General features: G+C 47.6%; 21 protein-coding genes. 7 read left to right on the forward strand and 14 right to left on the reverse strand.

The window, feature by feature from the left end; translation table 11 throughout:
* Window positions 1-13: 13 nt before the first annotated feature.
* The gene (locus ABIE50_RS27135; protein WP_354028198.1) at window positions 14-2,179 is read right to left on the reverse strand and encodes a S46 family peptidase; all 2,166 of its coding nucleotides are present in this window, start codon (window positions 2,177-2,179) and stop codon (window positions 14-16) included.
* Between the two features lie 168 nt (window positions 2,180-2,347).
* Here ABIE50_RS27135 and ABIE50_RS27140 point away from each other — a divergent pair, with 168 nt between their 5' ends.
* On the forward strand, window positions 2,348-3,418 hold the full coding sequence (locus tag ABIE50_RS27140) for a sensor histidine kinase (protein WP_209865937.1): 1,071 nt from the start codon (window positions 2,348-2,350) through the stop codon (window positions 3,416-3,418).
* A gap of 3 nt (window positions 3,419-3,421) precedes the next feature.
* A complete protein-coding gene (locus ABIE50_RS27145; RefSeq protein ID WP_209865940.1) occupies window positions 3,422-4,141 on the forward strand; it encodes a LytR/AlgR family response regulator transcription factor in 720 nt (239 codons plus the stop codon).
* A 13-nt stretch (window positions 4,142-4,154) separates the two neighbouring features.
* Here ABIE50_RS27145 and ABIE50_RS27150 read toward each other — a convergent pair whose 3' ends face one another.
* Both ABIE50_RS27150 and ABIE50_RS27155 read right to left on the reverse strand, forming a co-directional pair.
* Complete coding sequence (locus ABIE50_RS27150; RefSeq protein ID WP_209865943.1) at window positions 4,155-4,649, reverse strand: peptidase associated/transthyretin-like domain-containing protein; 495 nt, start codon at window positions 4,647-4,649, stop codon at window positions 4,155-4,157.
* A gap of 212 nt (window positions 4,650-4,861) precedes the next feature.
* Window positions 4,862-5,686, reverse strand: coding sequence for a M57 family metalloprotease (locus ABIE50_RS27155; protein WP_209865945.1), 825 nt, complete (start codon window positions 5,684-5,686; stop codon window positions 4,862-4,864).
* Window positions 5,687-6,300: 614 nt separating this feature from the next.
* Between ABIE50_RS27155 and ABIE50_RS27160 the strand changes: the two genes are divergently transcribed.
* Window positions 6,301-9,078 (forward strand): S8 family serine peptidase, encoded by a 2,778-nt coding sequence (locus tag ABIE50_RS27160; protein WP_209865948.1) that lies wholly within the window; start codon window positions 6,301-6,303, stop codon window positions 9,076-9,078.
* A 406-nt stretch (window positions 9,079-9,484) separates the two neighbouring features.
* Here ABIE50_RS27160 and lpdA read toward each other — a convergent pair whose 3' ends face one another.
* The 7 genes from lpdA to ABIE50_RS27195 form a co-directional block, all read right to left on the reverse strand.
* A complete protein-coding gene (gene lpdA / locus ABIE50_RS27165) occupies window positions 9,485-10,891 on the reverse strand; it encodes a dihydrolipoyl dehydrogenase (protein ID WP_142687577.1) in 1,407 nt (468 codons plus the stop codon).
* A gap of 158 nt (window positions 10,892-11,049) precedes the next feature.
* Window positions 11,050-11,709: an outer membrane lipoprotein periplasmic chaperone LolA1 gene (lolA1, locus tag ABIE50_RS27170; protein ID WP_209865953.1), complete on the reverse strand. Its 660-nt coding sequence runs from the start codon at window positions 11,707-11,709 to the stop codon at window positions 11,050-11,052.
* 132 nt (window positions 11,710-11,841) lie between these two features.
* On the reverse strand, window positions 11,842-14,487 hold the full coding sequence (locus ABIE50_RS27175; RefSeq protein WP_209865956.1) for a DNA translocase FtsK: 2,646 nt from the start codon (window positions 14,485-14,487) through the stop codon (window positions 11,842-11,844).
* 21 nt (window positions 14,488-14,508) lie between these two features.
* On the reverse strand, window positions 14,509-15,933 hold the full coding sequence (locus ABIE50_RS27180; RefSeq protein ID WP_209865959.1) for an alpha/beta hydrolase family protein: 1,425 nt from the start codon (window positions 15,931-15,933) through the stop codon (window positions 14,509-14,511).
* A 13-nt stretch (window positions 15,934-15,946) separates the two neighbouring features.
* Window positions 15,947-16,339, reverse strand: a complete 393-nt coding sequence (locus ABIE50_RS27185) for a DUF423 domain-containing protein (RefSeq protein ID WP_142687573.1) — start codon at window positions 16,337-16,339, stop codon at window positions 15,947-15,949.
* A gap of 1 nt (window position 16,340) precedes the next feature.
* Window positions 16,341-16,835, reverse strand: a complete 495-nt coding sequence (locus tag ABIE50_RS27190) for a shikimate kinase (protein WP_142687572.1) — start codon at window positions 16,833-16,835, stop codon at window positions 16,341-16,343.
* 33 nt (window positions 16,836-16,868) lie between these two features.
* Window positions 16,869-17,489 (reverse strand): 4'-phosphopantetheinyl transferase family protein, encoded by a 621-nt coding sequence (locus tag ABIE50_RS27195; RefSeq protein WP_209865973.1) that lies wholly within the window; start codon window positions 17,487-17,489, stop codon window positions 16,869-16,871.
* 124 nt (window positions 17,490-17,613) lie between these two features.
* Between ABIE50_RS27195 and dcd the strand changes: the two genes are divergently transcribed.
* Window positions 17,614-18,150 (forward strand): dCTP deaminase, encoded by a 537-nt coding sequence (gene dcd, locus ABIE50_RS27200; protein WP_142687570.1) that lies wholly within the window; start codon window positions 17,614-17,616, stop codon window positions 18,148-18,150.
* A 29-nt stretch (window positions 18,151-18,179) separates the two neighbouring features.
* Here the strand turns inward: dcd and ABIE50_RS27205 are convergent, their stop codons facing one another.
* Window positions 18,180-19,289 carry an AAA family ATPase gene (locus tag ABIE50_RS27205; RefSeq protein WP_209865977.1) on the reverse strand — a complete coding sequence of 370 codons (1,110 nt, stop codon included), beginning with the start codon at window positions 19,287-19,289 and terminating at the stop codon, window positions 18,180-18,182.
* Window positions 19,273-19,983 (reverse strand): RNA ligase family protein, encoded by a 711-nt coding sequence (locus ABIE50_RS27210; RefSeq protein WP_209865980.1) that lies wholly within the window; start codon window positions 19,981-19,983, stop codon window positions 19,273-19,275. Before ABIE50_RS27210 ends, ABIE50_RS27205 begins: the two co-directional genes overlap by 17 nt.
* Before the next feature lie 195 nt (window positions 19,984-20,178).
* On the opposite strand from ABIE50_RS27210, the gene ABIE50_RS27215 reads away from it, so the two are divergent.
* Window positions 20,179-21,927: a DUF885 domain-containing protein gene (locus tag ABIE50_RS27215; RefSeq protein ID WP_209865983.1), complete on the forward strand. Its 1,749-nt coding sequence runs from the start codon at window positions 20,179-20,181 to the stop codon at window positions 21,925-21,927.
* Window positions 21,928-22,322: 395 nt separating this feature from the next.
* Here ABIE50_RS27215 and ABIE50_RS27220 read toward each other — a convergent pair whose 3' ends face one another.
* The gene (locus tag ABIE50_RS27220) at window positions 22,323-23,177 is read right to left on the reverse strand and encodes a 3-keto-disaccharide hydrolase (protein ID WP_209865986.1); all 855 of its coding nucleotides are present in this window, start codon (window positions 23,175-23,177) and stop codon (window positions 22,323-22,325) included.
* 103 nt (window positions 23,178-23,280) lie between these two features.
* On the opposite strand from ABIE50_RS27220, the gene ABIE50_RS27225 reads away from it, so the two are divergent.
* Both ABIE50_RS27225 and ABIE50_RS27230 read left to right on the forward strand, forming a co-directional pair.
* Window positions 23,281-23,919: a hypothetical protein gene (locus tag ABIE50_RS27225; RefSeq protein ID WP_209865988.1), complete on the forward strand. Its 639-nt coding sequence runs from the start codon at window positions 23,281-23,283 to the stop codon at window positions 23,917-23,919.
* Window positions 23,920-24,119: 200 nt separating this feature from the next.
* The gene (locus ABIE50_RS27230; RefSeq protein ID WP_209865991.1) at window positions 24,120-24,851 is read left to right on the forward strand and encodes an SRPBCC family protein; all 732 of its coding nucleotides are present in this window, start codon (window positions 24,120-24,122) and stop codon (window positions 24,849-24,851) included.
* A 72-nt stretch (window positions 24,852-24,923) separates the two neighbouring features.
* On the opposite strand, the gene ABIE50_RS27235 is transcribed toward ABIE50_RS27230, so the two are convergent.
* The gene (locus ABIE50_RS27235; protein ID WP_209865993.1) at window positions 24,924-25,226 is read right to left on the reverse strand and encodes a YtxH domain-containing protein; all 303 of its coding nucleotides are present in this window, start codon (window positions 25,224-25,226) and stop codon (window positions 24,924-24,926) included.
* Window positions 25,227-25,309 lie beyond the last annotated feature (83 nt).

A 25,309-nucleotide genomic window follows, 5' to 3' on the forward strand; every position in this document is an offset into this window, starting at 1 on the left:
AGACAAACTCCGCTTAGAGCAATTTCATTTCGTCGATCAATCGCGTACAACCAGCGTATTTGTCTACAATAAACAGCACATAGCGGATATCCACCATGATATTACGGCAAATGGCCGGGTCAAAATTAATATCGCTCATGGTGCCTTCCCAGGTGCGGTCGAAGTTCAATCCTATCAGGCGGCCATAGGCGTCCAGTGCAGGGCTGCCGGAATTACCACCGGTAGTGTGGTTGGAGGCGATAAAACAAACCGGCATCCTGCCATTCACCCCGTAACGGCCGTAGTCTTTCTTTTTATAAAGCTCAATCAGGCGTGCCGGCACATCAAATTCGTAATCACCCGGAATATATTTTTCCATGACGCCATCGAGGTAGGTATAAAAATCGTAGTGAATGGCATCACGCGGATTGTACCCGTCTACCTTTCCATAGGTAACTCTCAGCGTGCTGTTGGCATCGGGGTAAAAAACCTTTTTGCTGCCCATTACATCCATCTGTGCCTGCATATAGATGCGCTGCAGGTTGTTGATGTTGGATTGAAGATCAGCCAGGGGGCGACTTATATTATCCACATAACCTTTACGCATAGCCATCACCAGCCGCGTAGCAGGATCCTTCCACATCTGCGCCACCACCGTATTATATGGCTGCTGCACAAAAGCGGTGAGTTTATCCATAGAGGTTAGTCCTGATGCCGCATACAGCTTATCAGACAGCACACGGCTGTTTTTATTGTTCTCCTGCCAGATCTGCGCAAACTCCGCTCCTGCCAACTGTGCGGGAACGCCTTTGGCATAGAGGGCGATCAGGCTTACCGCCACATCATGATCTACGCTGGCATTATAGTTCTGGTAAAATCCCTGCATGGAGGCAAGGAACTGTTGCCGCATGGTTTCATATTGCGCCTCCCCTCTTTCATGTACATCGTTGAGGAAACTGATCAGGCGATCGCCTACGGTGAACAGCTCCACGTTCCTTACCAATTCACTATAGTAATCACGGGCCTGGGCATAAGGTTGTATCTGCTGGTAGTAGCCGTTGAGGGAATCCAGTACACCTCCGTATTGCTGTTTCCATGCAGGATTGGTTTCCAACTGCTGCCGGTAGGCATCTTCGTACTGCAGCTTTTTGCCTACGCCATTGGTTTGTTTTACGCCCTGCATTTCTCCCATCCACTTCTTCCAGTAGTTGGCAGTACCGGCAAATTTTGCGGCATACTGGATCTTTATCTGTGGATCTTTACGCATGTAGCCATCCATGATTTTGAGAGCGGCGTCGCGCATTTCAACTTTAGCAGCATCCAATACATCCACCGTTTGCTTTACGCCTTCAGAAGGCAGGTATTCGCTGGTGCGGCCGGGAAAACCCATCACCATGGTAAAATCGTTCTGTTTTACTCCCTTCAGGGAAATCGTAAGCGCATATTTGGGCTTTAAAGGCACATTATCCTTTGAATAAGGCGCCGGGCGACCATCCTTACCGGCATAAATACGAAACATCGAGAAATCGCCTGTATGACGCGGCCATACCCAATTATCCGTATCGGACCCGAACTTACCGATAGAGGAAGGCGGTGCGCCTACCAGGCGTACATCCCGGTAAGTTTCCGTTACAAACAGGAAATACTGGTTGCCCTCGTAGAAAGGTTTAATCATCGTTTCCTGCCAGCTTTCGTGGCGGGCCTGCTGCCGGATCTCGTTCAGGCGCCTGTCGATGGCCGACTGCCGCTCTCTTTCACTCATACCGGGCGTTACATCCTGCAGCGCAGCTTTGGTAACATCATCAATACGCACAATGAAGGTGGCAAATAAACCGGGGTTAGGCAGCTCTTCCACTGCCGACTTTGCCCAGAAACCGTTTTCCAGGAAGTTATTCTGCAGGGAGGAGTGCTTCTGGATGGCGTCATAGCCGCAGTGATGATTGGTGAGCAGCAATCCCTGTCCGGAAATCACCTCCGCCGTACAAAAACCGCCGAAGCTCACGATGGCATCTTTCAGGCTGCCTTTGTTGATACTATAGATATCCGCGGCAGTAATTTTCATACCCATTCCCTTCATCTCTTTCTCATTAAGACCGGAAAGCAGCTGTGGCAGCCACATTCCCTCCGTAGCATAAGTGTGCCTGGCCAGTACGAGAAGAAGTACCACTAACAGCACCGGTTTCATGATTCGTTGCAACATATCTGATATTCTTTTTATAAAAGAGGCAATTTACTATAATTCGGGCAGCGGTGAAAAGATAACCCGGTGTTTCCGATCATTCATCGACATAAACCAGCGATTTACAGAGAAAGCAATCGCTATCCGGTAAGAAAGTCTGAATTTCAGCCCTATATCTATCTGTCGCAAATGTTCCGCTTAAAATCTTCGGTAGTAATCGCACACATCACGGGGTGGCTGATATGCCTGGGTTTACCCCTGCTGTTCATCAGCGGGCAAACAGGCGACCGTAAAGCGCTCTCCATCTTATTCTCAACAGATTACCTGGTGTTCCTGGTAACGTATGTAGCACTGTTCTATTTTCACACTACTTTTCTATTTCCCAGGCTGTATTTCCGGAAACAGTACATCCTTTATTTCCTTTCTGTGCTGCTGTTACTGGTAATGGTGAACTATATGCGCCCCTACGACCACCTGTTTTCCAGGCTGCGGCATCCACACGGGGAAACCAGGTGGCGCCCGCCAATGCCCCCGGAAGGCCCCAGGCCGGAAGCCATAGAGCCACCCGTGCGGGTGGATATTGTGAGCGATTTCCTTTTCCTGCTCACCATTGCACTCAGTATCGCCATTGAAACCACCCATCGCTGGCGCCAAACCGAAAAAAGAGCACTGTACGCAGAAACCCGGAAAACCCAGGCGGAGCTATCGTTCCTCAAGGCCCAGATCAATCCGCATTTCCTGTTCAATACCCTTAACAATATTTACTCCCTCGCTATCACACGCAGCGATAACACCGCTATGAGCATCATGAAACTGTCCAACATGCTGCGCTATGTAACAGAAGATACCAGGGATGATTATGTGCTGCTGGAAAGCGAAATTGAATGTCTGCGGGATTATATCGATCTCCAGAAACTACGGCTCACTACCAAAACAAAAGTCAATTTTGCTGTTACCGGCAGCCCGGGCATCAAATGCATTGCCCCGCTGGTTCTGCTGCCATTCCTCGAAAACGCATTCAAGTACGGGGTAAGCAATCATGAACCTTCAGAAATTAATATCCTGCTGCAAACATCAGATAACAGCATCCATTTTTACTGCAGCAATAAATTATTCAGGATAACACCGGATACAAACCGCACCGGTATTGGTATTGCCAACACCAGGCAAAGACTGGATCACCTTTACCCTGACAAATATGAATTGCAGATCAGCGAAGACAATGGCGCCTATGCTATTTCTTTACAATTACAGGTATAACTGATGGAGATTAAATTTATAGTGATAGATGATGAGCCGCCTGCTATACAGGTTATCAAAACCTATGCGCAGGAATTTCCCTGGCTGAAACTGTTGCATACTTTCACTGATGCCATTTCCGCAGCAGAATATCTGAGGCATAGCCGGGTGGATCTCCTGTTCCTCGATATCAACATGCCTGACATCAATGGGCTGGATCTGGCCAGGGGATTGGATCCCCACTCCATGATTATTTTTACTACCGCCTATAAGCAATATGCTTTCGATGGGTTTGACCTGGATGCGATCGACTATCTGCTTAAGCCCATCCCTTTCCTGCGTTTTGAAAAAGCTGTGCAGAAAGCACAACAGCATTGCCAGCAACAACTGCTGCCGGCGGAAACAGAAAGTCTCGTAGTACATTCATCTTATCACATGGTGAAAATTCCCCTGCACGAAATTATTTATATAGAAAGCCTGGAGGACTATGTCCGGATACACCTCGCCCAACAGGCGCCGGTGCTAACGCTGATGACACTTAAAAAGATGCAGGAGAAGCTGCCGGCGTCCCGCTTCCGGCGGATACACCGCAGTTATATTGTTGCTGTTGATAAGGTGAAGTCAGTAGTTAACCGCAAAGTCAGGCTCAGCTCATCGGTACAGTTGCCGGTGAGCGATAGTTACAGCGATTTTATCCGCGAATGGAAGAACGGATTTTGTCTGACCCAGGGTTATGATGATTAGTTTGATCTTAATTTCAGGATTCCTCACTATAATTACAGATAGAGATATCGTCGTTCAGTTTTAAAATGAACGTATCTGTGGTATCATATAGTATGGCCACTTTGTGCTGCTGCCTGTCGTGAATGCTCGAACTGATTATTTTAAACTGGTGCCGTTCAAACGGCAACTGTATATTGCCGTGTGTGTATCCCATGTACCGGGCATGCCAGATGTCGACCCTCGCATTGGCAAGTGGCTTACAGTTGTTGTTCGTGTTCAGTACATTGATGGTGATATGTAATGGGGTGCCTGTTTTACCGTCGGTGATATCTACCCGCCGGATAGAGGATCCTCTGCTGGCAAACAAAGGATAAGGGCCATCTGTTTCTTCAGGGGAAACGGTGCAGCTGCCGCTGCTGGTTGTGTCAACGTCTGTGGTATCACTTTTCTTACAGGCTTCAATCAGTACCAGTACGGCCGTAGCACTGATGAACAGTTGTTTCAGGAATTGTTTACGGGTGTTTTCCATCTTATCGTTTTTGATCTGTTATAAAGATTTTGATTCTGTAACAGATCAGCAAAAAAGATAGATGAACAGGCATTATGTACCGGAGAATAGTATTTCCGGGGCAGAACAGATGACCACAGGAAATTTAATTCAAAGAATTCGGAGGAAATCCTTTCCCTGCAGTAAAAAATTCCGGCCCCGGAAATACGTCAACAGATTAACTCATGCAACGATTAGTGATACAGATAATTCAGCGCAATAATATCATTGGCATTAAACGTACGGTTTCCGCCATTGGAGCAGGCCAGCATCCAGGAGTTGGCATCCGGTCCGGATGGGGTGCCCGGAATATACACTGCACCTATGTTGCTTGCACCTTCGTTTGTTGGAGTACCACCACAGCTGTAGGAACGGTCCATGTAATCGGTATGGCGCATACCAATGCAGTGACCAATTTCATGCTGGATCACAGAGCCTACATACAGTACGTTTGGATTAGATCCATACGCATACTGGTTAGTGTTCATTTTAATCGTGCTGTAAGGGTTGCCACTGCTGGTAGGGAACCCGGAAGAGCCCAGTGTAATGTAACCACCACTTGGTCCCTGGTTGAAACCCTTGATCGTAATTTCAGCAGCGCCACTGGCTACACGCTGAAAGGTCATACGTAATCCTAACCTGTTGTAACGCGCAATAGCCGTGTCTGTACCGGCAATAAAAGCGGTACCAAGACCGGTTACTTTAATCCTGATAACGCGGGGCAATGCTGTTACCAGGTAATTGGTACGGTACTGCTCTGTTTTGGCTATTCTTAAAACAGGACTGCTAACTGATTCTTTCAGCTGTTCAGCTGTAAGCAGTATGTCACCTTCCACCAGGTAACCATCTTCGGTTTTTACCACGTTCTCTGTACTGAAGCCGTTTGCTTTGATCTGGGCTAATACTTCTGCTGATACAGGATCTGGCTGCACTTCTTTTTTTGCATCGTTCTTCTGACAGGACGCAAAGAGGAAAGCTACTGCCATGCAGCAGAGTACAGGAATTGATTGTGCTCTCATAGTTCAGATTTTTGGTTTTGTTTAGAAAAAAAATTCAGACTCTTGGTTTAGGTTTTTAAAAAAAGATATCCTTTCGCCTGTTCCTGTAAACAAGCAATTGTTAACAACATTAAATGCCCATACTACTCTGCAGCCGGATCAGGTATAAAACAGCTATAACACTGTATCCTGGGACACAGCTGCTTTTCATTCTCCTGCTGCAGATGCAATCGTTTAGCTTTGACTATCTTCCTGAAAACTACAATTACACAGTACTCTCGTTTTCGGGTACATACAATAGCTAATTTGCCCTGCTATAGCATAGCATCAGATTTTAATGGCTTGGTAATGATTCAGTAATACCGGTTGTTCCGGTGATTCAGATTTGCGCTATAAATTGATTGTTCGTGAAACAGTTTACAGATCGTTGCTCAGATTTTGTTGAATTTTATCCTAAGGATTTCCTGTTTCAATATTACAACATTCGTTTTACTTAAAAAAAATTTTTGTTGTAGAGATGATAAAAAATTGTGTTGAAAAACTAAATACAGTAGCTTTAGGTGGCAACACTAAACCAGGATCACATACCATTTTTCAACGCCTCCATGCGGATAAAACCCTTCAAAATATGGCTAATGCTGCTTCTGCAGTTATGTTATTATTGCTATGCAAAAGCGCAGCAGCAGTACTATACAGACAGCATGGTGCAACGATACGCTACAGATACTTTTTCGATGCAACGGAAAAGCGGGCCATTCCTGGTGAAGTTTTCAAAGCTGCCGGACGAACGGCAACTCCGGCAATGGGGACTTATGCAACCGATTTCCCGTTACCATTATATATTACAACATGCGCCAAACGACAGCACCATCCTGTATTGTTACAGCGCGGGTTATAATTTCAAAGCAAGTATTCCCCTGTTACAACAACTGGAAAAAACAGCTGCACAGGATAGCATCCTCATACAGGTATCATACATGCCTTCAGAAAAACAACCGGCATATGCACGGGTACAGTCGTACTCCACCCGATACCATGTGGCTGTAGCAAAGGTTAAAAAGCAGGACTGGCCCTTGTTCATCAGTCAGCCGGCTATACAGTTTGCAGACCTTATCCGCCGCCCTTCTCCTGAAATCATTATCAATACCGGCAACATGGTATTGAACAGGATCACATTTGCACAACAGCAGTTTCCCCTTATCACAGGTGAGCGTGTAACCGTTTCCGTTAAAGAGGATATGTTTGATACAACAGACATCGATTTACAGGGACGGTACATTTCATCTTCCTATAATTCTACGCTTAAAACCGCCCACGCCCTGATCATGGCCACGCTGATTGGCGGTGCGGGCAACAGCGGCGCCGGCGGCAAAGGTGCCGCGCCTGGGGTAAAGCTCAGTTCATCTGACTACAACAGCAGTTTATTCCCTGATGAAGACGCTTATTATCATCAATCCGGCGCCACCGTGCAAAACCATTCCTATGGTACCGACATCGAAAACTATTATGGTGCAGAAGCAGCGGCTTATGATCAGCAGATCTATACATCAGATACCATCGTGCATGTATATTCTTCCGGTAATATTGGAACGTCGCCCGCGACAGGCGGCCGTTACCAGGGCATTGCCGGCTACGCTAATTTATCCGGCAATTTCAAGCAGGCAAAAAATATCCTTATAGCCGGCGGTACTGATGATGCCGCCCGGCTAATGGGCCTCAGCTCCAAAGGCCCTGCTTACGATGGCCGTATAGTGCCGCATGTTACTGCATATGGTGAAGACGGCACTTCCGGTGCCGCAGCGCTTACCAGCGGCGTAATGGCCCTGTTGCAGGATACCTGGCGCATGCTGCATGGCAGCGCCGCCCCTTCTGCCCTTCTTAAAGCGGTGATTATTAACAGTGCATCGCGGGCGGCAGATGTACATCCGTCGTTTGGCGGCGGATATGGCAACCTCCATGCCTTCGCTGCCATAAAAACGATACAGGATAACCGGTTGTTGCAGGGAAATGTAAGCAACCATACAGCTACCACCTTCAATATCGCCATTCCGGAGGGCATACAGGAAGTAAAAGTAACCTTGTGCTGGAACGATCCGCCAGCCGCAGTAAACGCCGTTAAAGCACTTATAAACGATCTTGATATCACCGCCACTACTTCCGATGGTAAATCGTGGCAGCCCTGGATACTGAGCACCTATCCATCGGCCGATTCCCTGAAGCTGCCCGCAACGCGCGGCAGGGACAGCATCAACAATACAGAACAGATCAGCATTGAACATCCCGCAGCGGGCAATATGCGGATAAGCGTATCCGGCGCACAGGTGACAGCTGGTCCACAATCTTTTTACCTGGCCTATGAAATGGTTCCTGCCAGCACCTTCCAGTGGCAAAACCCCGCAAACGGCGCTGTAACGGCCGCCGGCCAGTTGCTGCCACTGCAATGGCAAACTACGTATAAGGGTAACAGTGACCTCTCCTACAGCAGCGACAGTGGCCATACCTGGCTGCCTGTTGTGCAAAACATTGCAGTGGAAAACGGGCAATATAAATGGGTGGCGCCGGATATTTTCGGTCCGGTAATACTGAAACTAACGTTAACGGATACTTCGTTTATCAGCCCAACCCTGTATGTTTCACCGCTGCTCACCATGCACGCAGGATTCAATTGTACGGATACGGTGCTGCTATACTGGAACGGACTGCCCGGCGCTACAGCTTACCAGTTGTACACCATGGGCAATACAGAACTGAAGCCTTACCGGCAGGTACGCGATACCTTCATCTTTATTCCCAAAGCAACCGCTTCATCGCTATATTTTGCGGTAAGCCCGGTTGCCCCTGCCGGGTGGACCGGCCTTCGCAGCTATGCCGTTAACTATACACAACAGGGCGTTGGCTGCTATGTACAAACCCTGCTGGCTGATCCTACCACCGACAATAAAGTGGCGTTATCCCTTACACTCGGAAGCACCTGGCAGCTACAAACGGTTTACTGGGAACGGTTAACTCGGGAAGGCTGGGTAACGCTGGAGCAACAGCCTGTTGGCAATGCTTTGAACTTTAATTATCTCGACAACAACGCGCCGGAAGGGTTACTGCGCTATCGTGTAAAACTACTTACCAGCGGCGGACAGGCTATTTATGCGGATCCTGTAACGGTAACCATTATTGCAGATAACCATATTCTACTTTTCCCCAACCCTGTGAGCAACCAGTTCACTGTTCTGGATGGCACCATGCGCAGCCGCAGGCTGGTGATCACAGATATGAGCGGACGGATAGTATTGCAGCGAAACCTCGAAGCCACCCAGGAAACTGTAGAAGTGCAACGTTTGGCGAATGGTATTTATAACTGTAGTATTTATGCAGATAATAAACGGATCTATTCCACACAAGTGGTGAAACAGAACTAGCGGCTGCAGGCATGCGAAAATCCACTGCCGCTGTAATGCTCATGTCCGGTACCAGGCGTTTCTTCCCACGCCTTTAAACTTCCAGCTCTCTTTAAAAGGCAATATTCATCAGTAACGGTTAAAGTTCCCGGGGCAATAAGCCCTCAATAATAGGCTACGAACCATAATACTCATGGCGGCGGATGGATAGTCAACAGCGCTACAGTAGCATCCACTGCTACAGGACCGCCACTTTACGGGCGAAAAACCGGAGTACCACACCTGGTGTATATTATCTGCGGGCAAGCGGCAGCAATCAGACGGCCACCCCGGAAACTCATCATCACGGATTAATGATACCATTAAAACAAAACAGCTGCTCCGGTAAACCGGAACAGCTGTTTCTATACTTACAATGAGGTAAAAATTACAGGTGAATTGCTTCGCCGTAAGCTACTTCTATAGCGTCTTTTACAGATTCGCTCATAGTTGGGTGAGGGTGGATGGAATCCAGCACCTCCTGGTAAGTAGTTTCCAGCTTACGCGCTACTACTGTTTCAGCGATGATCTCAGTAACGTTGGCACCAATCATGTGCGTGCCTAACCACTCGCCGTATTTAGCGTCGAAGATCACTTTTACAAAACCTTCAGTAGCGCCGGCTGCTGAAGCTTTACCGGAAGCAGAGAAGGGGAATTTACCCACTTTCACTTCGTAACCAGCTTCTTTTGCCGCTTTTTCAGTATAACCTACAGAAGCAATTTCAGGTGCGCAATAAGTACAGCCCGGAATGTTCATGTAGTCCAGTGGCTCTGGTTTGTGCGCATATTTCTTTTCATTATATGCGATGGCTTCCACGCAAACGATACCTTCTTTGGAAGCTACGTGTGCAAGCGCCTGGCCGGGAACCATATCACCGATAGCGTAAACGCCCGGGATATTTGTCTGGTAATATTTATCTACCAGTACACGGCCCTTGTCGGTTTTGATACCCAATCCTTCCAGGCCGATGTTTTCAATATTGGCAGCAATACCTACCGCGCTCAGTACCACATCTGCTTCCAGGGTGATTTCGCCGGTCTGGGTTTTTACTTTTGCCTTTACACCGTTACCACTTGCTTCCACTGCTTCCACAGAGGAGTTGGTCATGATCTCGATGCCTTTCTTTTTGTATATTTTTTCCAGTTCTTTGGAGATATCCTCATCTTCCACTGGTACAATGCGTGGGAGGAACTCAACGATGGTTACTTTAGTGCCCAGGGTAGCGTAGAAGTAAGCAAATTCAACGCCGATAGCGCCGGAACCCACAACGATCATGGATTTAGGCTGCTGCGGAAGCACCATGGCTTCACGGTAGCCGATCACTTTCTTACCATCAATTTTCAGGTTAGGCAGTTCACGTGCACGTGCGCCTGTAGCGAGAATAATATGTTTTGCTTCGTGTACAGTGGCTTTACCATCTTTATCGGTTACTTCCACCTGGCCTTTGGATTTTACCTTTCCATTGCCCATTAACACGTCGATCTTATTTTTCTTCATGAGGAACTGAACGCCCCTGCTCATTTTATCGGCAACACCGCGACTACGTTTGATCACCGCTTCAAAATCCACCTTTGCATCACTTACAGTGATACCATAATCTTTTGAATGCTGCGTATATTCAAAAACCTGTGCCGTTTTTAACAAAGCCTTCGTTGGAATACAGCCCCAGTTTAAACAGATACCACCCAGACTCTCTCTTTCAACTACTGCAGTTTTAAATCCCAGCTGAGAAGCACGGATAGCAGCCACATATCCGCCGGGCCCACTACCAATTACGATTACGTCGTATGCCATATTGTTTAATTTTAAATTGAACTTGCCAAAGGTAAATAAATAAGCAGAAAGCACAAAGCCTATTGCAAAAAGCCACCGGAGCGGAAACAACGGCGGTAATTTGTTGTATTTACCGCGGTTATCTGCGCTCCGGTGGCCTTTATAATGAAAATCTTATACTAGCGGAGATCTACCACTTCCACGCCGGGATAGTTCTTGGCGTCAAAAGTAAAAGTAGCATCGCTCAGGTTGGTATTTGGTGTGAAATTGGTGATTTCGTAGGTATAATGATTGCCATTCTTCTCAAACACCTTCATTTTGGCAATGCTCTGACTCTTTTTATCTACGGAAACAATCACTTTAAAAATGTTCTTGGATTTATCTGTAGGCGTAAGCTCTATATTCTGTAATACCTTTCCTTTTTCAATACTTTCAGGTTCCAGTTTATACAGGTAATCCTTGTCGTAGAAGTTGGTGAACAGTTTGGCCGGTGTCATAGCGCCACTGCTCTGATCCACGTTATTTACGGTTACTTCATTCACATCTTTCGCATATGTCCAGGAGGTTTTGTTATCACTGATAATTTCCTGTCCGGGCAGTGTTACTTTATATTTGGCCCCTTTTAGATAAACGATCCCTTTTTTAGAATCAGTTACACTGTTATTGGCGCCTTCTATCTTTAATACAAAATTAGCGACTACTGTTTTTAATGATTTGAATTTATTACTAACACCATCCAGAACGGTTTTTGCCTTTGGATCTGAAGCGCCCCTGGATTGTGCCATGCCGCTGAAAATAATACCACTCAACAACATTCCGGTTAATACAAATTTCTTCATCGTAGTTTTTTTTAGTTTGTGCTATCCAACAAAGACAAATGCCATGCCGGTATAGCCGTGTAGGTTTTTACAGGGTGCAAAATTGATCATATTTCCTGAAAAAGGGTAATAAATTCAGGCGGCTTTAACATATTATAACAAATTATTAAGGATTTCGTTCAGCTCGCTTTCCGTTTTTACCAACACATCCCTGGCCTTGCTCCCCATATTAGGGCCTACTATATTGGCGGCTTCCAGCTGATCCATAAGACGTCCGGCCCGGTTATACCCGAGCTTCATCCTGCGTTGCAGCAGCGAAGTGGAGCCCTGCTGGGTGGAAACAATCACCTGGGCGGCCTCTTCAAACAGCGGATCCCTGTCGGCAATGCTTAATTCACGGCCATCCGGGTCTTTATCATCCACATACTCCGGCAACAGGAAGGCATCGGGATAACCTTTCTGGTTGCCGATAAATTCAGCAACGCTTTCCACTTCCGGCGTATCCACAAAGGCGCATTGAAGACGCACCAGCTCCCCGTTGAAGGAAACCAGCATATCCCCCTGCCCTATCAGCTGCTCGGCGCCGCCGATATCCAGGATAGTACGGGAATCTATTTTGGAAGATACCTTAAAGGCTACACGGGCCGGGAAGTTGGCCTTGATAGTACCGGTAATGATGTTTACAGACGGGCGCTGCGTGGCAATGATCAGGTGAATACCCACGGCACGGGCCAGCTGGGCCAAACGGGCAATTGGCATCTCCACTTCCTTACCCGCTGTCATGATCAGATCCGCGAACTCATCCACCACCAGCACAATGAACGGCAGGTAACGGTGGCCTTTCAGCGGGTTCAAACGGCGCTGGGTGAATTTATTATTGTATTCACGGATATTACGGGTACCGGCTTCCTTGAGCAGGTCGTAACGCAGGTCCATTTCAATACAAAGCGCATTCAGGGTATGGATTACCTTCTTCGTATCGGTAATAATAGCGTCGTCCTCGCCTGGTAATTTAGCCAGGAAGTGCTTCTCAATAAGCTTGTAGAGCGACAGCTCCACTTTCTTCGGATCCACCAGCACAAACTTCAGCTGTGAAGGATGCTTTTTGTACAGCAAAGATACCAGCAAAGTGTTGATACCAACGGATTTACCCTGACCGGTAGCACCTGCCATCAGGAGGTGTGGCATTTTCGCCAGGTCGGCAATGAAGTTCTCGTTGTCGATCTTTTTGCCGATGGCAATAGGCAGATCCATGGTACTGGTCTGGAACTTTTCCGAAGCCAGCATATTTTTGAGAGATACGATGGTCTTCTTCACATTAGGTACCTCAATACCAATGGTGCCTTTTCCTGGAATAGGCGCAATGATACGGATCCCCAGGGCCGACAGGCTTAATGCGATATCGTCTTCGAGGTTTTTTATACGGGAGATACGAACACCCGCAGCTGGTACAATTTCGTACAGGGTAACGGTAGGCCCTACGGTGGCGCTGATCTTCTGGATAGAAATATCGTAATTCTTCAGAGTATCAATGATCTGGTTCTTATTCTTTTCCAGTTCTGAGGTATCCTGTACAATCACTTTATCTGCATTATGATTCTCCAGCAGGTCCAGCGTCGGGAATTTGTAATCCCTCAGGTCCAGCGACGGATCGTAAGGATCCACCGGTTCCACCGGCCTTACCGGCGCTATTTCTTCTACTTCGTCTTCCTCGTCCTGGTAAGTAGGTTTTATTTCGAAGGTCACTTCTACCGGCTCCCCTTTCTTTTTGCCTGTGGGGGCCAGTGGTTGCTCAGGTGTTTCTTCTATATACAGCAATGGTCCCGGGTCTTCCTCTTCCTCCTCCTCTTCTTCTTCCTCAGCCGGAAGCTCGTTTTCATAGGAAGGCTCCGGTGTTTCCTGTGGCAGGTAGGCAGCGTGTGCGGATGGGATCACGGTAATGTCTTCCCTTTCCACCAGTTGCATAGGCGGCAGCTCTTCGCTGTCTTCCTCCTCTGCATGGGGAGGGATCACCATTACGCCGCCTTCTTCGCGGAGGCCATTCCTGCGCGGGTCTTCCTTTGAAGCGGCAGGTGCGGCTGCCGCAGTGGCAGGCTGCATTACAGGGGCGGCCGGCGCCGCTGCGGGAACGGGCTTTGGCGGTTTCACCTTTTTCTCAGGCCATTTGAAATCGAAATTGAATTTCCAGATAAGCCAGGAGAGGCCCACCACGAGCAACAGCAGCGCTGTTCCCGTTTTACCCACAAAACCGGTAGTCCATTTGTTCAGTGCATCACCCAGGGCGCCGCCCCAGGGGAAATCGCCGCCACCCACGGCAAAGGCCATGGTCATACTGATAAACAGCAACCCGAACAGAATATATTTTATGCTGCGCCAGATACGGAATACCCGGCGGCCTACGATGAAATTTACACCGATAATAAAAAAGAAGTAACAGAACAGGTAAGCCGCAATACCTACTCCATAAAAGAAGAAGTTATGCGACACATAAGCGCCCAGGCGGCCGAGCAGGTTATCTACTTTTACATCTCCAAAAAATAATTCCCTGGTAGAATAATGGAAAATTTTATCCTGGTCATCTTCCCAGGTAAAAAGATAGGAAGTGAAAGCTATAAAACAATAAACAGACAGTAAAAGGAAGAACACGCCCAGTACTTTGTGAGTGCGTTCATCTTTCACCAGCTCTTTCACCTTTACCTCGGGCTCCTTGTCCTTCTTCAGTACATCAGGATTCGCTGCGGGGGCTTTAGGTGGTTTTTTGCTTTCCGGTTTTTCAGTTTTCAGTTTATTCTTGGACATATTATAATTTCAGATTTGGGACTACCTGTCCTCCTGCGGCGGCAACTGTAAGATCCAGTGTGCCATAAACGCGGGGACCAGGGGATCAATGGTTTGCTCCAGCTCTCCGTATTCGTTCACTTCACATGTTTTGCAGCGTTGAAACAAATGATTTAATCCATCAAACTTACGGATTGTTGTGAGCAGATTACCATTTTCGTTCAATGCGCGTTCAATTTCTTTCAGATTTGCGTTGGCATCCACCTGTATATCTGCCGTACCGTTGATCGCCATAAACGGACATTTGATCTGTTTGAGGTAGGTCAGCGGCTTGTATCTTAATAACGATATAGTTTCGGGTCTCATAACGGATGCCCGTACCAGTTCATCTTCTGTTTGTCCTTTCTTAACGTCTTCACTTGAATTACGGTATATATTCCGCAAAATTTCCTGCGCTTTGGGGGTAACGACAGCAATATCGCTGTCGCTTGCCAGCAGATCCCAGTATGGTTTCATTCGTGCCTGGTCTGCCAGGATCAGGCTATCCGATTTACCGGCCATTTTTCCTTTGGCAGCCGATTGCTGGTCTATCAGTTCCCGGCCGCTCACGCCCACACCTCCCATTGATATTACAAAAGCCACCGCCGGATTGTTTGCTGCTGTGATCTGCGCTACCACAGCGCCTTCACTATGGCCGAGTAAGCCTATACGCGCAGGATCCACATCCTTCCTCGTTTTCAGATACTTCAATGCTGTGAGGGCATCGTGCGAAAAATCATAAATATCAGAAGTGTCAAAATCCCCCGTAGAACCGGCAAAACCCCTGTCGTCATAACGGAGGGAGGCAATACCATTCCGTGCAAAATAATCGGCCAGTACAAGGAACAGCTTGTGACCTGCTATTTCCTCGTTCCTGTCCTGCGGGCCTGAGCCAGACAACATCAGTACCACCGGGTATTTGCCCTGCGCAGCGGGGCGGGTAAACGTTCCGGCGAGGGTAACACTGTCTTTTATGTTATTGAACTTTACCTGTTCTGTGTAATACGGGAACGGTGGTTTAGGCTCCTGTGGCCTTTTATACATTTCAGCAGCAGTAATTTCTTTCCGGCCAAGGTCTGAATGACTCTGATCATCTGCAAAACCGGTAATACCCCTGAATTGATTCACAGCAGGATCCCATACGCCGGTAAAGGAAAAACGCAATGCATCAATACGCAGCAGCAGGGTGTCTTTCCGGTATACCACCGTTTCCAGTTCGAAGTAATCGTTGTCCGACATCTCCGGCAACTGGAGGGTACCCTTATAGCCTGCCCCGTCTTTCTGCAGATCAATGATCATACGGTATTTATCGCCATAATAAAGTTTGAAGGTGCCATACCATTTACCGGCAATATTTGCATTATCCTGTGCCATCGTCACTGAACCGGTCAGTAAAATCACTATCAACACCCATAAACGGCTATACATATAGAAGACTGCTTTATGCTTTTAACTTTAAAATACCTGCCAGCAGGCAGATCCAACCGGCTATAAAAAATACGCCGCCAATGGGCGTAATAATACCTATACCTCTTAAACCTACGTTGCCGGTAGCTTTAAGCATGGTGAGCAGGTACAGCGAGCCGGAGAACAACAGGATTCCTATAATAAAGCATCTGCCTGCCCATACCAGCTGGCTGCCGGGCACATGAGCAAATAAGATGCCGGTAGCAATTAATGCGAATACATGATAGAACTGGTAAGTAACGCCCGTCTGAAAAGTAGATACGGTTTCAGGAGGCACCAGCTCTTTCAGTTTATGCGCGCCAAATGCGCCTAAAACCACTGCCAAAGCGCCTAATACCGCTGCCCAAACTAAAAAACTCTTATGCATATCAGAAATTTTGCGTAAAGGTATCCAATGAAATATTATCCGATGTAATTATATGCCTTGACTGCTGGTAGAAAGGGAGTCGCTCCGCCATCTTCTTTTCCACAAATCCCACCAGGTCTTCATCTTCCAGGTCGGCAATCAGCGGCCGTTTGGATTTTTTGCGTTGCAGGCGCTCTACCATGGTTTCCACGGAAGGATTGATCCACACGGTAGTGCCATGTTCATTCATAAAATCCATGTTCTCCTGGAAACAGGGCGTTCCTCCCCCGCAGGAGATGAGGAAGTTATCCTGTTTGGATAATTCCCGCAGCAGCTGGCTTTCCTTCTCACGGAAATAATCTTCTCCTTTGGTAGCAAAGATATCGGCAATTGCCATTTCTTCCGCTTCTACAATCACCTCATCCAGGTCGTAGTAAGGCAGTTGCCAGTGATCTGCCAGTTGCTTGCCCCAATAGGATTTTCCGGCACCCATAAAACCGAGTAAATAAATCTTCATAAATAACGCGACAGTGCTTAATAAAATCTTTCCTCACGCAGGATGAGTCCATGCCAGGCATAGGTCATTTTCCATAATATATTGCAAATATAAACGGGTATTTGTATCCTGTTTGTTAAAATCGGCAGTGATGAAACCAGCCTGCTGAAAAACAAAGGGATGCAGTTTCATATTCTCTTTAAAATCAACGCTTCCCCGGCCATACCATTTAAACATCGCTTCTTTGGCGCTCCAGCAGATCGTTTTATGCGACAGCTCATGCGCAGGATCAATAAACGACCTTTCTGCCGGCGACAGGAACTTATGCGACACCAACTCAATTTTAGGTTTCACCTCTTCAATATCGATGCCTACCGCAGCTTTGGTGCTTACAATAGCAGCGGCATAATCAGCGCAATGAGAAATGGAAAAATGATGACTATCACAGGCCAGTACAGGTTTACGGCTATTGGTGACCATAATTTCCTTAACGGGAAACTCCGGAAAAAGCGTTACCAGCAAATATCTGCCCGCAAAATGCTGCAGGCGTTTATGAGGATGGTGAATAGCCCGGCTGATATTCACCTTCTCCTGGAAAAAGCTTTCCGTTTCTGTTATCTTCCATACACCCAGCTTCGTTTCCGGATCAATTTGTATCGTTCGTATTAATGGCATATCTTGCCAAATTAAAGCAAAAAAGCAGAAAAAACAGCTTTTGGCAACAGGTCTTTAACTAAATGCCAACAGCTGAAAATAAATAGCTAACAATACAGCTCACTAAAACTAAACGAACCTAAGCATGATTCTGTCAGACAAACGGATATTGGAGGAAATTGAAAAAGGCACTATCGTCATTGCTCCCTATGACCGGAAATACCTGGGTACCAATTCCTATGATGTACACCTGGGTAAATACCTGGCTACCTACAAAGACCGTGTGCTGGATGCGCGCAAGCACAATGAAATCGATCATTTCGAGATTCCGGAGGAAGGGTTTGTGTTGCAGCCCGGCACCCTTTACCTCGGCGTAACAGAGGAATATACCGAAACGCATGCACATGTTCCGTTCCTGGAAGGTAAATCCAGTACGGGCCGGCTGGGTATCGACATTCATGCCACTGCCGGTAAGGGCGATGTGGGCTTCTGCAACACCTGGACCCTGGAAATTTCCTGTGCACAACCTGTACGCATATACGCAGGAATGCCGGTAGGCCAGCTGATCTACTTCGTGGTAGAAGGCGAAGTGGAAACTTTCTACAATAAAAAAGGAAACGCCAAATACAATGGCCGCACGGTAAAACCGGTGGAAAGCATGATGTGGCGGAATGAATTTTAATAAAAGCAATGGTCAGCAGTAGCCAATGGCTAACTGCTGACCGCTATTTTCAGTTCGTGCGCTTCTGCACTGGTAGGCACTTCCAGCTTCCTGATCAACCGCTCCATCGCTGCCGCCGGCACCACTGCTTCCCGTTGCCGGTTTTGCTGCAACAACTTCGCCGCCGGCACTTCCACATATACAATCGTTACTGCCGCCCCATATGCTGTAAAAAGACTGATCAATTGTTCCCTCATCTGTTTTGTGATGTTGGTAGCGTTCCACACAAAGGATCTTTTTTCCCGGAGATATATCCTGGCTTGTTCCTTTGCGGCCTGGATCACGGTGCCATTACCACTTTTATCGGTAGGGCTTATTTTCATAGCCTGCCGGATATTATCCAGGGAGATGACCGGCAGTTGCTGGTAATGCCGACGGATGTAGGTGTCCTTTCCTGCGCCCGGCAGGCCGCTCATCAGAATCACCGGCGTTTGCAGCGTTTCAAAAGGCACATAGTCCGGCGAGCCGCCCGTTTTGAGCAGGTACTCCATCCGGGCCTGAGGGCTGGCAAACGGACGTGGCTGGCCCCAGCAGTTGTTTTCCCTGCACAGTTCTTCGAAGCAATCCAGCCGGTACAGCAAATCCGCCTGGTCGGTGCAGATACGGCCCAGCGCATCGGCACGTGCCAGCAACGCCAGCAGCTGCGTATTCACTTCCAGGCTGGCCGTGATCAGCGCTTTCTGCGGATCCGGTTTTTCAAAGATCCAGAGCGGCAGGCCATGATACCTCACCAGTTTGGCGATCTGTTCACGTACAGGAAAAGGCGCCGGCACTTCCCGGTAAAGGATCTGCCGGGCACGTACTTCGCCTTTGCGGGCATGGCCTGCAGAGGTGATAGCGCCACTGGGTTCTATTACAGTGGTGCTGTACTTTTCCACATCATGCAGCAATGCCGCTGCCCACATCAACTCCCGGTCTGCCGGCGGCAATTCTTTATAGCCTTGTAGCAGCTGCAGCGCTTCCAGTACCATCTGCGTGTGTACGGCTACGTTACCCTCTGCATGGTGCCGCGCATCCTGCGGCACTTCCTGCATTACCCGCACCCATTCAAATGTATGTTCCAGGTGCTTCCAGTCTTTATTTTCACTGAGCTGCCACATAATTACCTCCTTCGTTGTTTAACCTGGCACGGCGCCAATTACGGGTCCAGTGCCGGTCTGTTTTTACATGCCCTTTACGCACATATTTAAACACGTTATCTGCAAAATCGCTCACGGCATAGCCGTTGGCATTGCGGGATACGATACCCTCCATAGTAGCCGGCAGGCCGGTATGCACATCATGCGGATCAAAAGCGCCGTGACCATTCACCAGTGAAAGCAGATCCTCTTCAAAGTCGCGGCGTATAGCCGGCGGCGTTATCCGCTTGATTTCCGGCACCAGGGGCAGGCCGAGCATAGCCGCATAAAAACCGGTTTCTTCCCAACTGAGCCACTGATCGCCTTCCCGGATGCCAAACACATAAAAGTGATGATCCAGGTTATGATATTCAATGGAGTGCACAGCGTAGAGGTTCTCAAGAAAGATCTCCAGATCTCCCAGGTCGTTCTTTATACTTTGCCAGTAACGGCGGATACTTTCCGTCCACGGAGAAGTAGTGGGCGCTGCATGAGAGCGCGCAAATACCCCGTAGCGGGATAAACAATTATTTTCACCGTCCAGTTTTTCCGTGTGGATCAGCACCGGTATCTGCTGCAGCGAATGCCAGTATTCATGCCGGATACGGTCATCGCTTGTAGTACCGGGTGAAAACGGATAATGCCAGGTACGGCCATATTTCTGAGAAATTGCCATGTTATCAGGGTTTAAATTAAAACAATAGTTTCACAGGCCTGTTCCGGGAAGGAACGGCGAAAGGAATAAGTTAATATGCCTGTGACATTACATGGCGCAAGTGTTTGCAGTTTAATTAATGAGCCGCAAAAGTAAAGAAAATAATTAAATAGTATATTACACAGGCTTTTGAAAAAACAACAATAATCCTCTGCAATGAAAAAACTCCTCCTTTGCGCTACTGCTGCAGCTGCGCTTGCAGCCTGCAACAACGGCAGCAGCAGCACCCAAACCAGTAGTACCGACAGTACGCTGAACAATGCTTTCGGTAAATACCAGGAACATTTTATTGATGCCCTCTGGAAAGAGAACCCCGACTGGGCTACCAGTGTAGGTTATCATAAGTATGATTCCGTGCTGGTGGTACCCGACAGCACAGCAACCGCAGCCCGCCTGGCATTTGCACAGCAGCAGCTGGATTCGCTGAAGTCATACGACCTGGCTTCGCTGAGCGACGCCAATAAAATTGATTACCAGCTGATACAGAATTACCTGGAATCAGTACAATGGAACATTAAGGAACAGAAGAGCAATGAATGGGATCCATCTTCCTATAACGTAAGTAACACGTTTGCCTTTATCCTGAACGAAAACTACGCTCCCCTGGAAACAAGGCTGCGCAGCTTTGGCAGCAGGTTGCAGAACATCCCGGCTTATTATGAAGCCGCAAAAAAACAGATCAAGGATCCGGTACCGGAACTTACTTCACTGGCTATAGACCAGAACAACGGCGGCTTATCGGTATTTGAAAAAGACTTTGCAGATTCCCTGAAGAAAACCAGCATTCCGGCAGCAGAGCAGGCGGCTATGCTGGCCAGTACAAAAACGGCTACCACGGCAATCCGTGAGTATACCTCATGGCTGAAAGCACTGAAACCGGAGCATCCGCGCAGCTTCCGTTTAGGTAAAGCATTGTACGATCAGAAATTCAAATACGACATACAATCGTCCTTTACCGCAGGGCAGATCTACGATTCAGCCATTGCACGCAAGGCGTTTGTACATGGCGAAATGACAAAGATCAGCCGGCAGTTATGGCCGAAATATTTTGGCAATACGCCTATGCCTGCCGATTCACTGGAACTTATAGGCCGCATGATCGATACACTATCTGTACAACATGTGAAGCCGGAAGAATTCCAGTCGGCCATAGAAAAACAGTTGCCTGCGCTCATCTCATTTATCAAGAAAAAAGACCTGTTATACATTGATCCGTCCAAGCCGCTGGTAGTGCGTAAAGAACCTGCTTACATGGCGGGTGTGGCGGGTGCATCTATCAGTGCGCCCGGCCCCTACGATAAAGGCGGCAATACCTACTACAACGTAGGCAGCCTGGAAGGATGGCCAAAAGATAAAGCAGAAAGTTACCTGCGTGAATACAATCATTATATCCTCCAGATCCTGGATATCCATGAAGCTATCCCCGGCCATTATACACAGCTGGTGTATGCCAATCAATCACCCAGCCTGATTAAGTCGCTCATGAGCAATGGCGCTATGATTGAAGGATGGGCTGTATACACTGAGCAGATGATGCTTGAAAACGGTTATGGAAACAATGCGCCTGAAATGTGGCTGATGTGGTACAAGTGGAACCTTCGCACGGTATGTAACACGATCCTGGATTACAGTGTGCATGTAAAAGATATGAGTAAGGAAGATGCCATTCATCTGCTTACCAAAGAAGCCTTCCAGCAGGCCGCAGAAGCAGAAGGCAAATGGAAAAGGGTAAGTGTAACAAGTGTGCAGCTCACCAGCTATTTCACCGGTTACAAGGAAATCATTGACCTGCGCGAAGCCTATAAACAAAAGCAGGGCAAGGATTACAACCTGAAAACATTTAATGAAAAGTTCCTGAGCTATGGCAGCGCACCGGTGAAATATATCCGCCAGCTGATGCTTTAAGCGGAGTTTGTCGCGGAGGTTGTCTGACTCAGGATTAAACTGATTATACTGATTAGACTGATTGATTACTTTGGATTTAAAAAGATTCGGGGAGATATAAGCGGATATTTTTTCGCTTATATCTCCCCGAATCCTTTTAAAATCAGTTATAAAATTCAAAAAAATAAAATCAGTCTAATCAGTATAATCAGTTTAATCCTGAGTCAGACAACCTCCGCGACAAACTCCGCTCATGGAAAAATGGTACCCGATTTGCCTTACCAGCTATAAACGCCTTTATATGAGTAAGCGATCATTGTCTGTACTGGCTGTCTTCCTGTTGTTTGTGGCGGCAAGCTGTGTACCGCCAAGAAGACCACCCCGGCCACCGAAGCCGCCACGTCCGCATCATCACGTTATTTTGCCTTCTTCGCTCCCGGCCGGTGTTGCAGCAGGTGGAGGATCTTATTCAGTTTAACGGGATCATTGATGTAGGGCGACAGGTCAAACAGTTCTACTTTCCGGAAGGCCACCGGGTGACTTTCACTTTGCAGGGAAATGGAGCCTTCGGTCAGCAGTTTGCCTTCCTGTAACAGCCCCGGTTGCGGATCGGATACAGCACCGCCACCCATCTGCGGTTTATTGTATACAATAACGGTATCTCCCTCCACAATGTGTTTGATCACAGAGTCGCGCAATACGAGGGCTTCTGCATGTACCCATACATCCCCATGATAGGTTTTGGAAGTGGAGCTGATGCAGTGGTCTGTAATAAGTTTTCCATTCATTACCACATTAGTGCCAGGGGTGCAGAGATTTGCGGTAGAACGGGGATCTTTTCCATTGCCACCCAGGAGTTGTTCTTCCAGGGAGATGGGAAAATTCTGGTTCTTGGTCATGGTAGCTGCGGTTTGCCCGTGAAGCATGATACCACTGTTGCGGAAGGCCCATCCGGGGCCGCCTTTCACCTGTTCTCCCGTGAATTTGTATTCCACAACTACCAGGTAAGCGGAGAAATTCTTTTTATAGAAGATGTGCCCGTATTGTTCTTTAAACTCATCGTATTGATCATAGCTTACTTTCAGCATGCCGCTGTCTACCCGGAAGGTGTTGCCGTAGTTATCGTTCAGGTCATGCCCGGTTATTTTAATGTCCCAGTCTTTCAGGTCCTTGCCATTAAAGAGTTTCAGCCATTTATCAGGGGCAATTTCCTTTTGCGCTGAGCTTTGAAGGCCGGCCAGCAGCAGTAACGCGGTCAATACTTTTTTCATGTATTCTTTTATTTAAAGGGTTAAGATACCCCTTCGCCCAGAGAAATGCAAGACGCATCTGGCATATAATTCGTTAAAACAGCTGAAACTGACGTACTTTCTTATGCAAACACTATTACGTTTACCTTTCCTTTTCTGGGTATTGGTGGCCCCAGCTGCTTACGGACAGGAGAATAACAACTGGCAGCAGGTGCTGGAGCAGCAGCTGCAGGTACTGGAATCTGCAGAACCCGCAGCCTGGCCCCCCAGGATAGATACGCTTATCGGGCTGGCGGAAGCGCATCCGGAAGAATGGCTCCTACAATATTACGCCGGCTGGGCAGCTACACAGTTATCCTTCAAATCAGATAAAAAAGAAGCCGAGGCATTATGCCAGGAAGCCGGGCCCTTTGTAAAGAAGGCATTGCAAATGCAGCCGGGTAATACCGAAACGCTAGCATTGATGGGCTACTGGCTGTCGGCCAGGATCAACGCCTCCCCATCCCGGGGAGCTTCCCTGGGCGCGCAAAGCAGGAGTTATGCAGAAAAGGCGATAGTGGCCGATTCCACCAACCCCAGGGCCTGGCTGGTAAAAGCACTGAATATCTATTATACCCCGGCTATTTTCGGCGGCGGTAAGCAACGGGCCAAGCCCACTGTTGATATTACAGCTGCCCGGTTTGCTGCATTCAAACCGGATAGTGCATTGGCGCCTAACTGGGGACAACAGATTTTTAATGTGTTGATGGCTTCCTACCGGTGAAAAATGTTTCTACGGCTACCTGTAGGCTATGCCGCCGGGAAAACATTATTTATGCCACTGTGTAAGAAATTACGCACCGTGACAGATGCGCCACAGGATCATAATGGTTGTTTTAATATTTATCTTACTAAAAATCAATAAATTACTACATTCTTAATAAAAGTGCAGGGTTTTAGCTGTAAGTTCCCCAAACTGTATATATGAGTTCCTTAACACAACAACTTCAATTGCAAGATCCACAACAACCAAAAGCAGGGTCCTTATATGATAGCTCTAATATCATCAATGTTACACCCGAAGGCAGGATTGTGTCCATTTTCACTGGCGCATGGCTGGTAGGCAATGCGATCAGCAAGGTAGACAAATCGCCCATATCCAGCCTTTTTAAACTGCTGGGAGCCGGTTACCTGTTGTACAGGGGCATCAGTGGCAACGACCTGGTAAACGGCCTTCTCGGTAAGCGGAAACCCGACAGGCATACTTCCTCTGTAAATATCAGGACTACCATTTCCATTGATAATCCGAAGGAAGAAGTATATTATTTCTGGCGGCAGCTGAACAACCTGCCGGTATTTATGAAGCATTTGCAGTCGGTAGAAGAAACAGATCCATTCCACTCCCATTGGGTAGTAAAAGGACCGGGAGGCATTGGTACACTTGAGTGGGACGCTGAAATTGTGAAAGAGGTACCGGGAGAACTGATTGGCTGGCGGTCATTGCCGGGATCTTCCATCGCTACGGCGGGTAGGGTTACTTTCCGCGAGGCCTTTAATGGCGGAACTGAAATTGATGTGATGATCACCTACCGGCCACCAGCGGGTTATGTAGGCTCAGGCCTGGCCTGGCTGTTGAATCCGGCGTTTGAAAATATGCTGGTGAAAGATATCAGGCGTTTTAAAAACTATATGGAAACCGGCGAAATCCTTAAATAATTTGAGAGAAGAAGGAAGCGGAGATAATGAACTATATGTTTATTATCTCCGCTTTTTTTATGTAAACCATCATTATGATAATGCTTCTCTTTTGAACCTGTTGTATACGCCCTGGCTCTTATTGATCAATTTGAGCACCCTTTGGCGTACATCGTCCTGCAAACCGGTTATTTCATGTTCGAATACTTCTTTCAGATCAGACAAATCCTCTCCTCCTTTTCCAACCAGGCCGTTGATCTTATGACGCCAGTCATCTGCCGTTGTTTTAATTTTTTTGCGTGTTTTATCACCACTATCGGGGGCGGTCAATAATCCGATCACCAAACCGGTAGTTAAACCGGCTATAGCACCTGCAAGAAATTTCGTTGTAGACATAGTTTCTGGATTTTTATGGTTTAACAAATGATCGGTGTGCATGGTTCATTCACACTGCAAAGCTAGTTTTTCAAATATCAGGC

The organism is Chitinophaga sp. OAE865 (genome assembly GCF_040546735.1).
Lineage (GTDB): Bacteria > Bacteroidota > Bacteroidia > Chitinophagales > Chitinophagaceae > Chitinophaga > Chitinophaga polysaccharea_A.

Bases quoted from the DNA above. Each gene is read 5' to 3' on its own strand.
- ABIE50_RS27135 (WP_354028198.1), bottom strand. From the start codon at position 2,179: ATGTTGCAACGAATCATGAAACCGGTGCTGTTAGTGGTACTTCTTCTC.
- ABIE50_RS27140 (WP_209865937.1), top strand. From the start codon at position 2,348: ATGTTCCGCTTAAAATCTTCGGTAGTAATCGCACACATCACGGGGTGG.
- ABIE50_RS27145 (WP_209865940.1), top strand. From the start codon at position 3,422: ATGGAGATTAAATTTATAGTGATAGATGATGAGCCGCCTGCTATACAG.
- ABIE50_RS27150 (WP_209865943.1), bottom strand. From the start codon at position 4,649: ATGGAAAACACCCGTAAACAATTCCTGAAACAACTGTTCATCAGTGCT.
- ABIE50_RS27155 (WP_209865945.1), bottom strand. From the start codon at position 5,686: ATGAGAGCACAATCAATTCCTGTACTCTGCTGCATGGCAGTAGCTTTC.
- ABIE50_RS27160 (WP_209865948.1), top strand. From the start codon at position 6,301: ATGCTGCTTCTGCAGTTATGTTATTATTGCTATGCAAAAGCGCAGCAG.
- lpdA (WP_142687577.1), bottom strand. From the start codon at position 10,891: ATGGCATACGACGTAATCGTAATTGGTAGTGGGCCCGGCGGATATGTG.
- lolA1 (WP_209865953.1), bottom strand. From the start codon at position 11,709: ATGAAGAAATTTGTATTAACCGGAATGTTGTTGAGTGGTATTATTTTC.
- ABIE50_RS27175 (WP_209865956.1), bottom strand. From the start codon at position 14,487: ATGTCCAAGAATAAACTGAAAACTGAAAAACCGGAAAGCAAAAAACCA.
- ABIE50_RS27180 (WP_209865959.1), bottom strand. From the start codon at position 15,933: ATGTATAGCCGTTTATGGGTGTTGATAGTGATTTTACTGACCGGTTCA.
- ABIE50_RS27185 (WP_142687573.1), bottom strand. From the start codon at position 16,339: ATGCATAAGAGTTTTTTAGTTTGGGCAGCGGTATTAGGCGCTTTGGCA.
- ABIE50_RS27190 (WP_142687572.1), bottom strand. From the start codon at position 16,835: ATGAAGATTTATTTACTCGGTTTTATGGGTGCCGGAAAATCCTATTGG.
- ABIE50_RS27195 (WP_209865973.1), bottom strand. From the start codon at position 17,489: ATGCCATTAATACGAACGATACAAATTGATCCGGAAACGAAGCTGGGT.
- dcd (WP_142687570.1), top strand. From the start codon at position 17,614: ATGATTCTGTCAGACAAACGGATATTGGAGGAAATTGAAAAAGGCACT.
- ABIE50_RS27205 (WP_209865977.1), bottom strand. From the start codon at position 19,289: ATGTGGCAGCTCAGTGAAAATAAAGACTGGAAGCACCTGGAACATACA.
- ABIE50_RS27210 (WP_209865980.1), bottom strand. From the start codon at position 19,983: ATGGCAATTTCTCAGAAATATGGCCGTACCTGGCATTATCCGTTTTCA.
- ABIE50_RS27215 (WP_209865983.1), top strand. From the start codon at position 20,179: ATGAAAAAACTCCTCCTTTGCGCTACTGCTGCAGCTGCGCTTGCAGCC.
- ABIE50_RS27220 (WP_209865986.1), bottom strand. From the start codon at position 23,177: ATGAAAAAAGTATTGACCGCGTTACTGCTGCTGGCCGGCCTTCAAAGC.
- ABIE50_RS27225 (WP_209865988.1), top strand. From the start codon at position 23,281: ATGCAAACACTATTACGTTTACCTTTCCTTTTCTGGGTATTGGTGGCC.
- ABIE50_RS27230 (WP_209865991.1), top strand. From the start codon at position 24,120: ATGAGTTCCTTAACACAACAACTTCAATTGCAAGATCCACAACAACCA.
- ABIE50_RS27235 (WP_209865993.1), bottom strand. From the start codon at position 25,226: ATGTCTACAACGAAATTTCTTGCAGGTGCTATAGCCGGTTTAACTACC.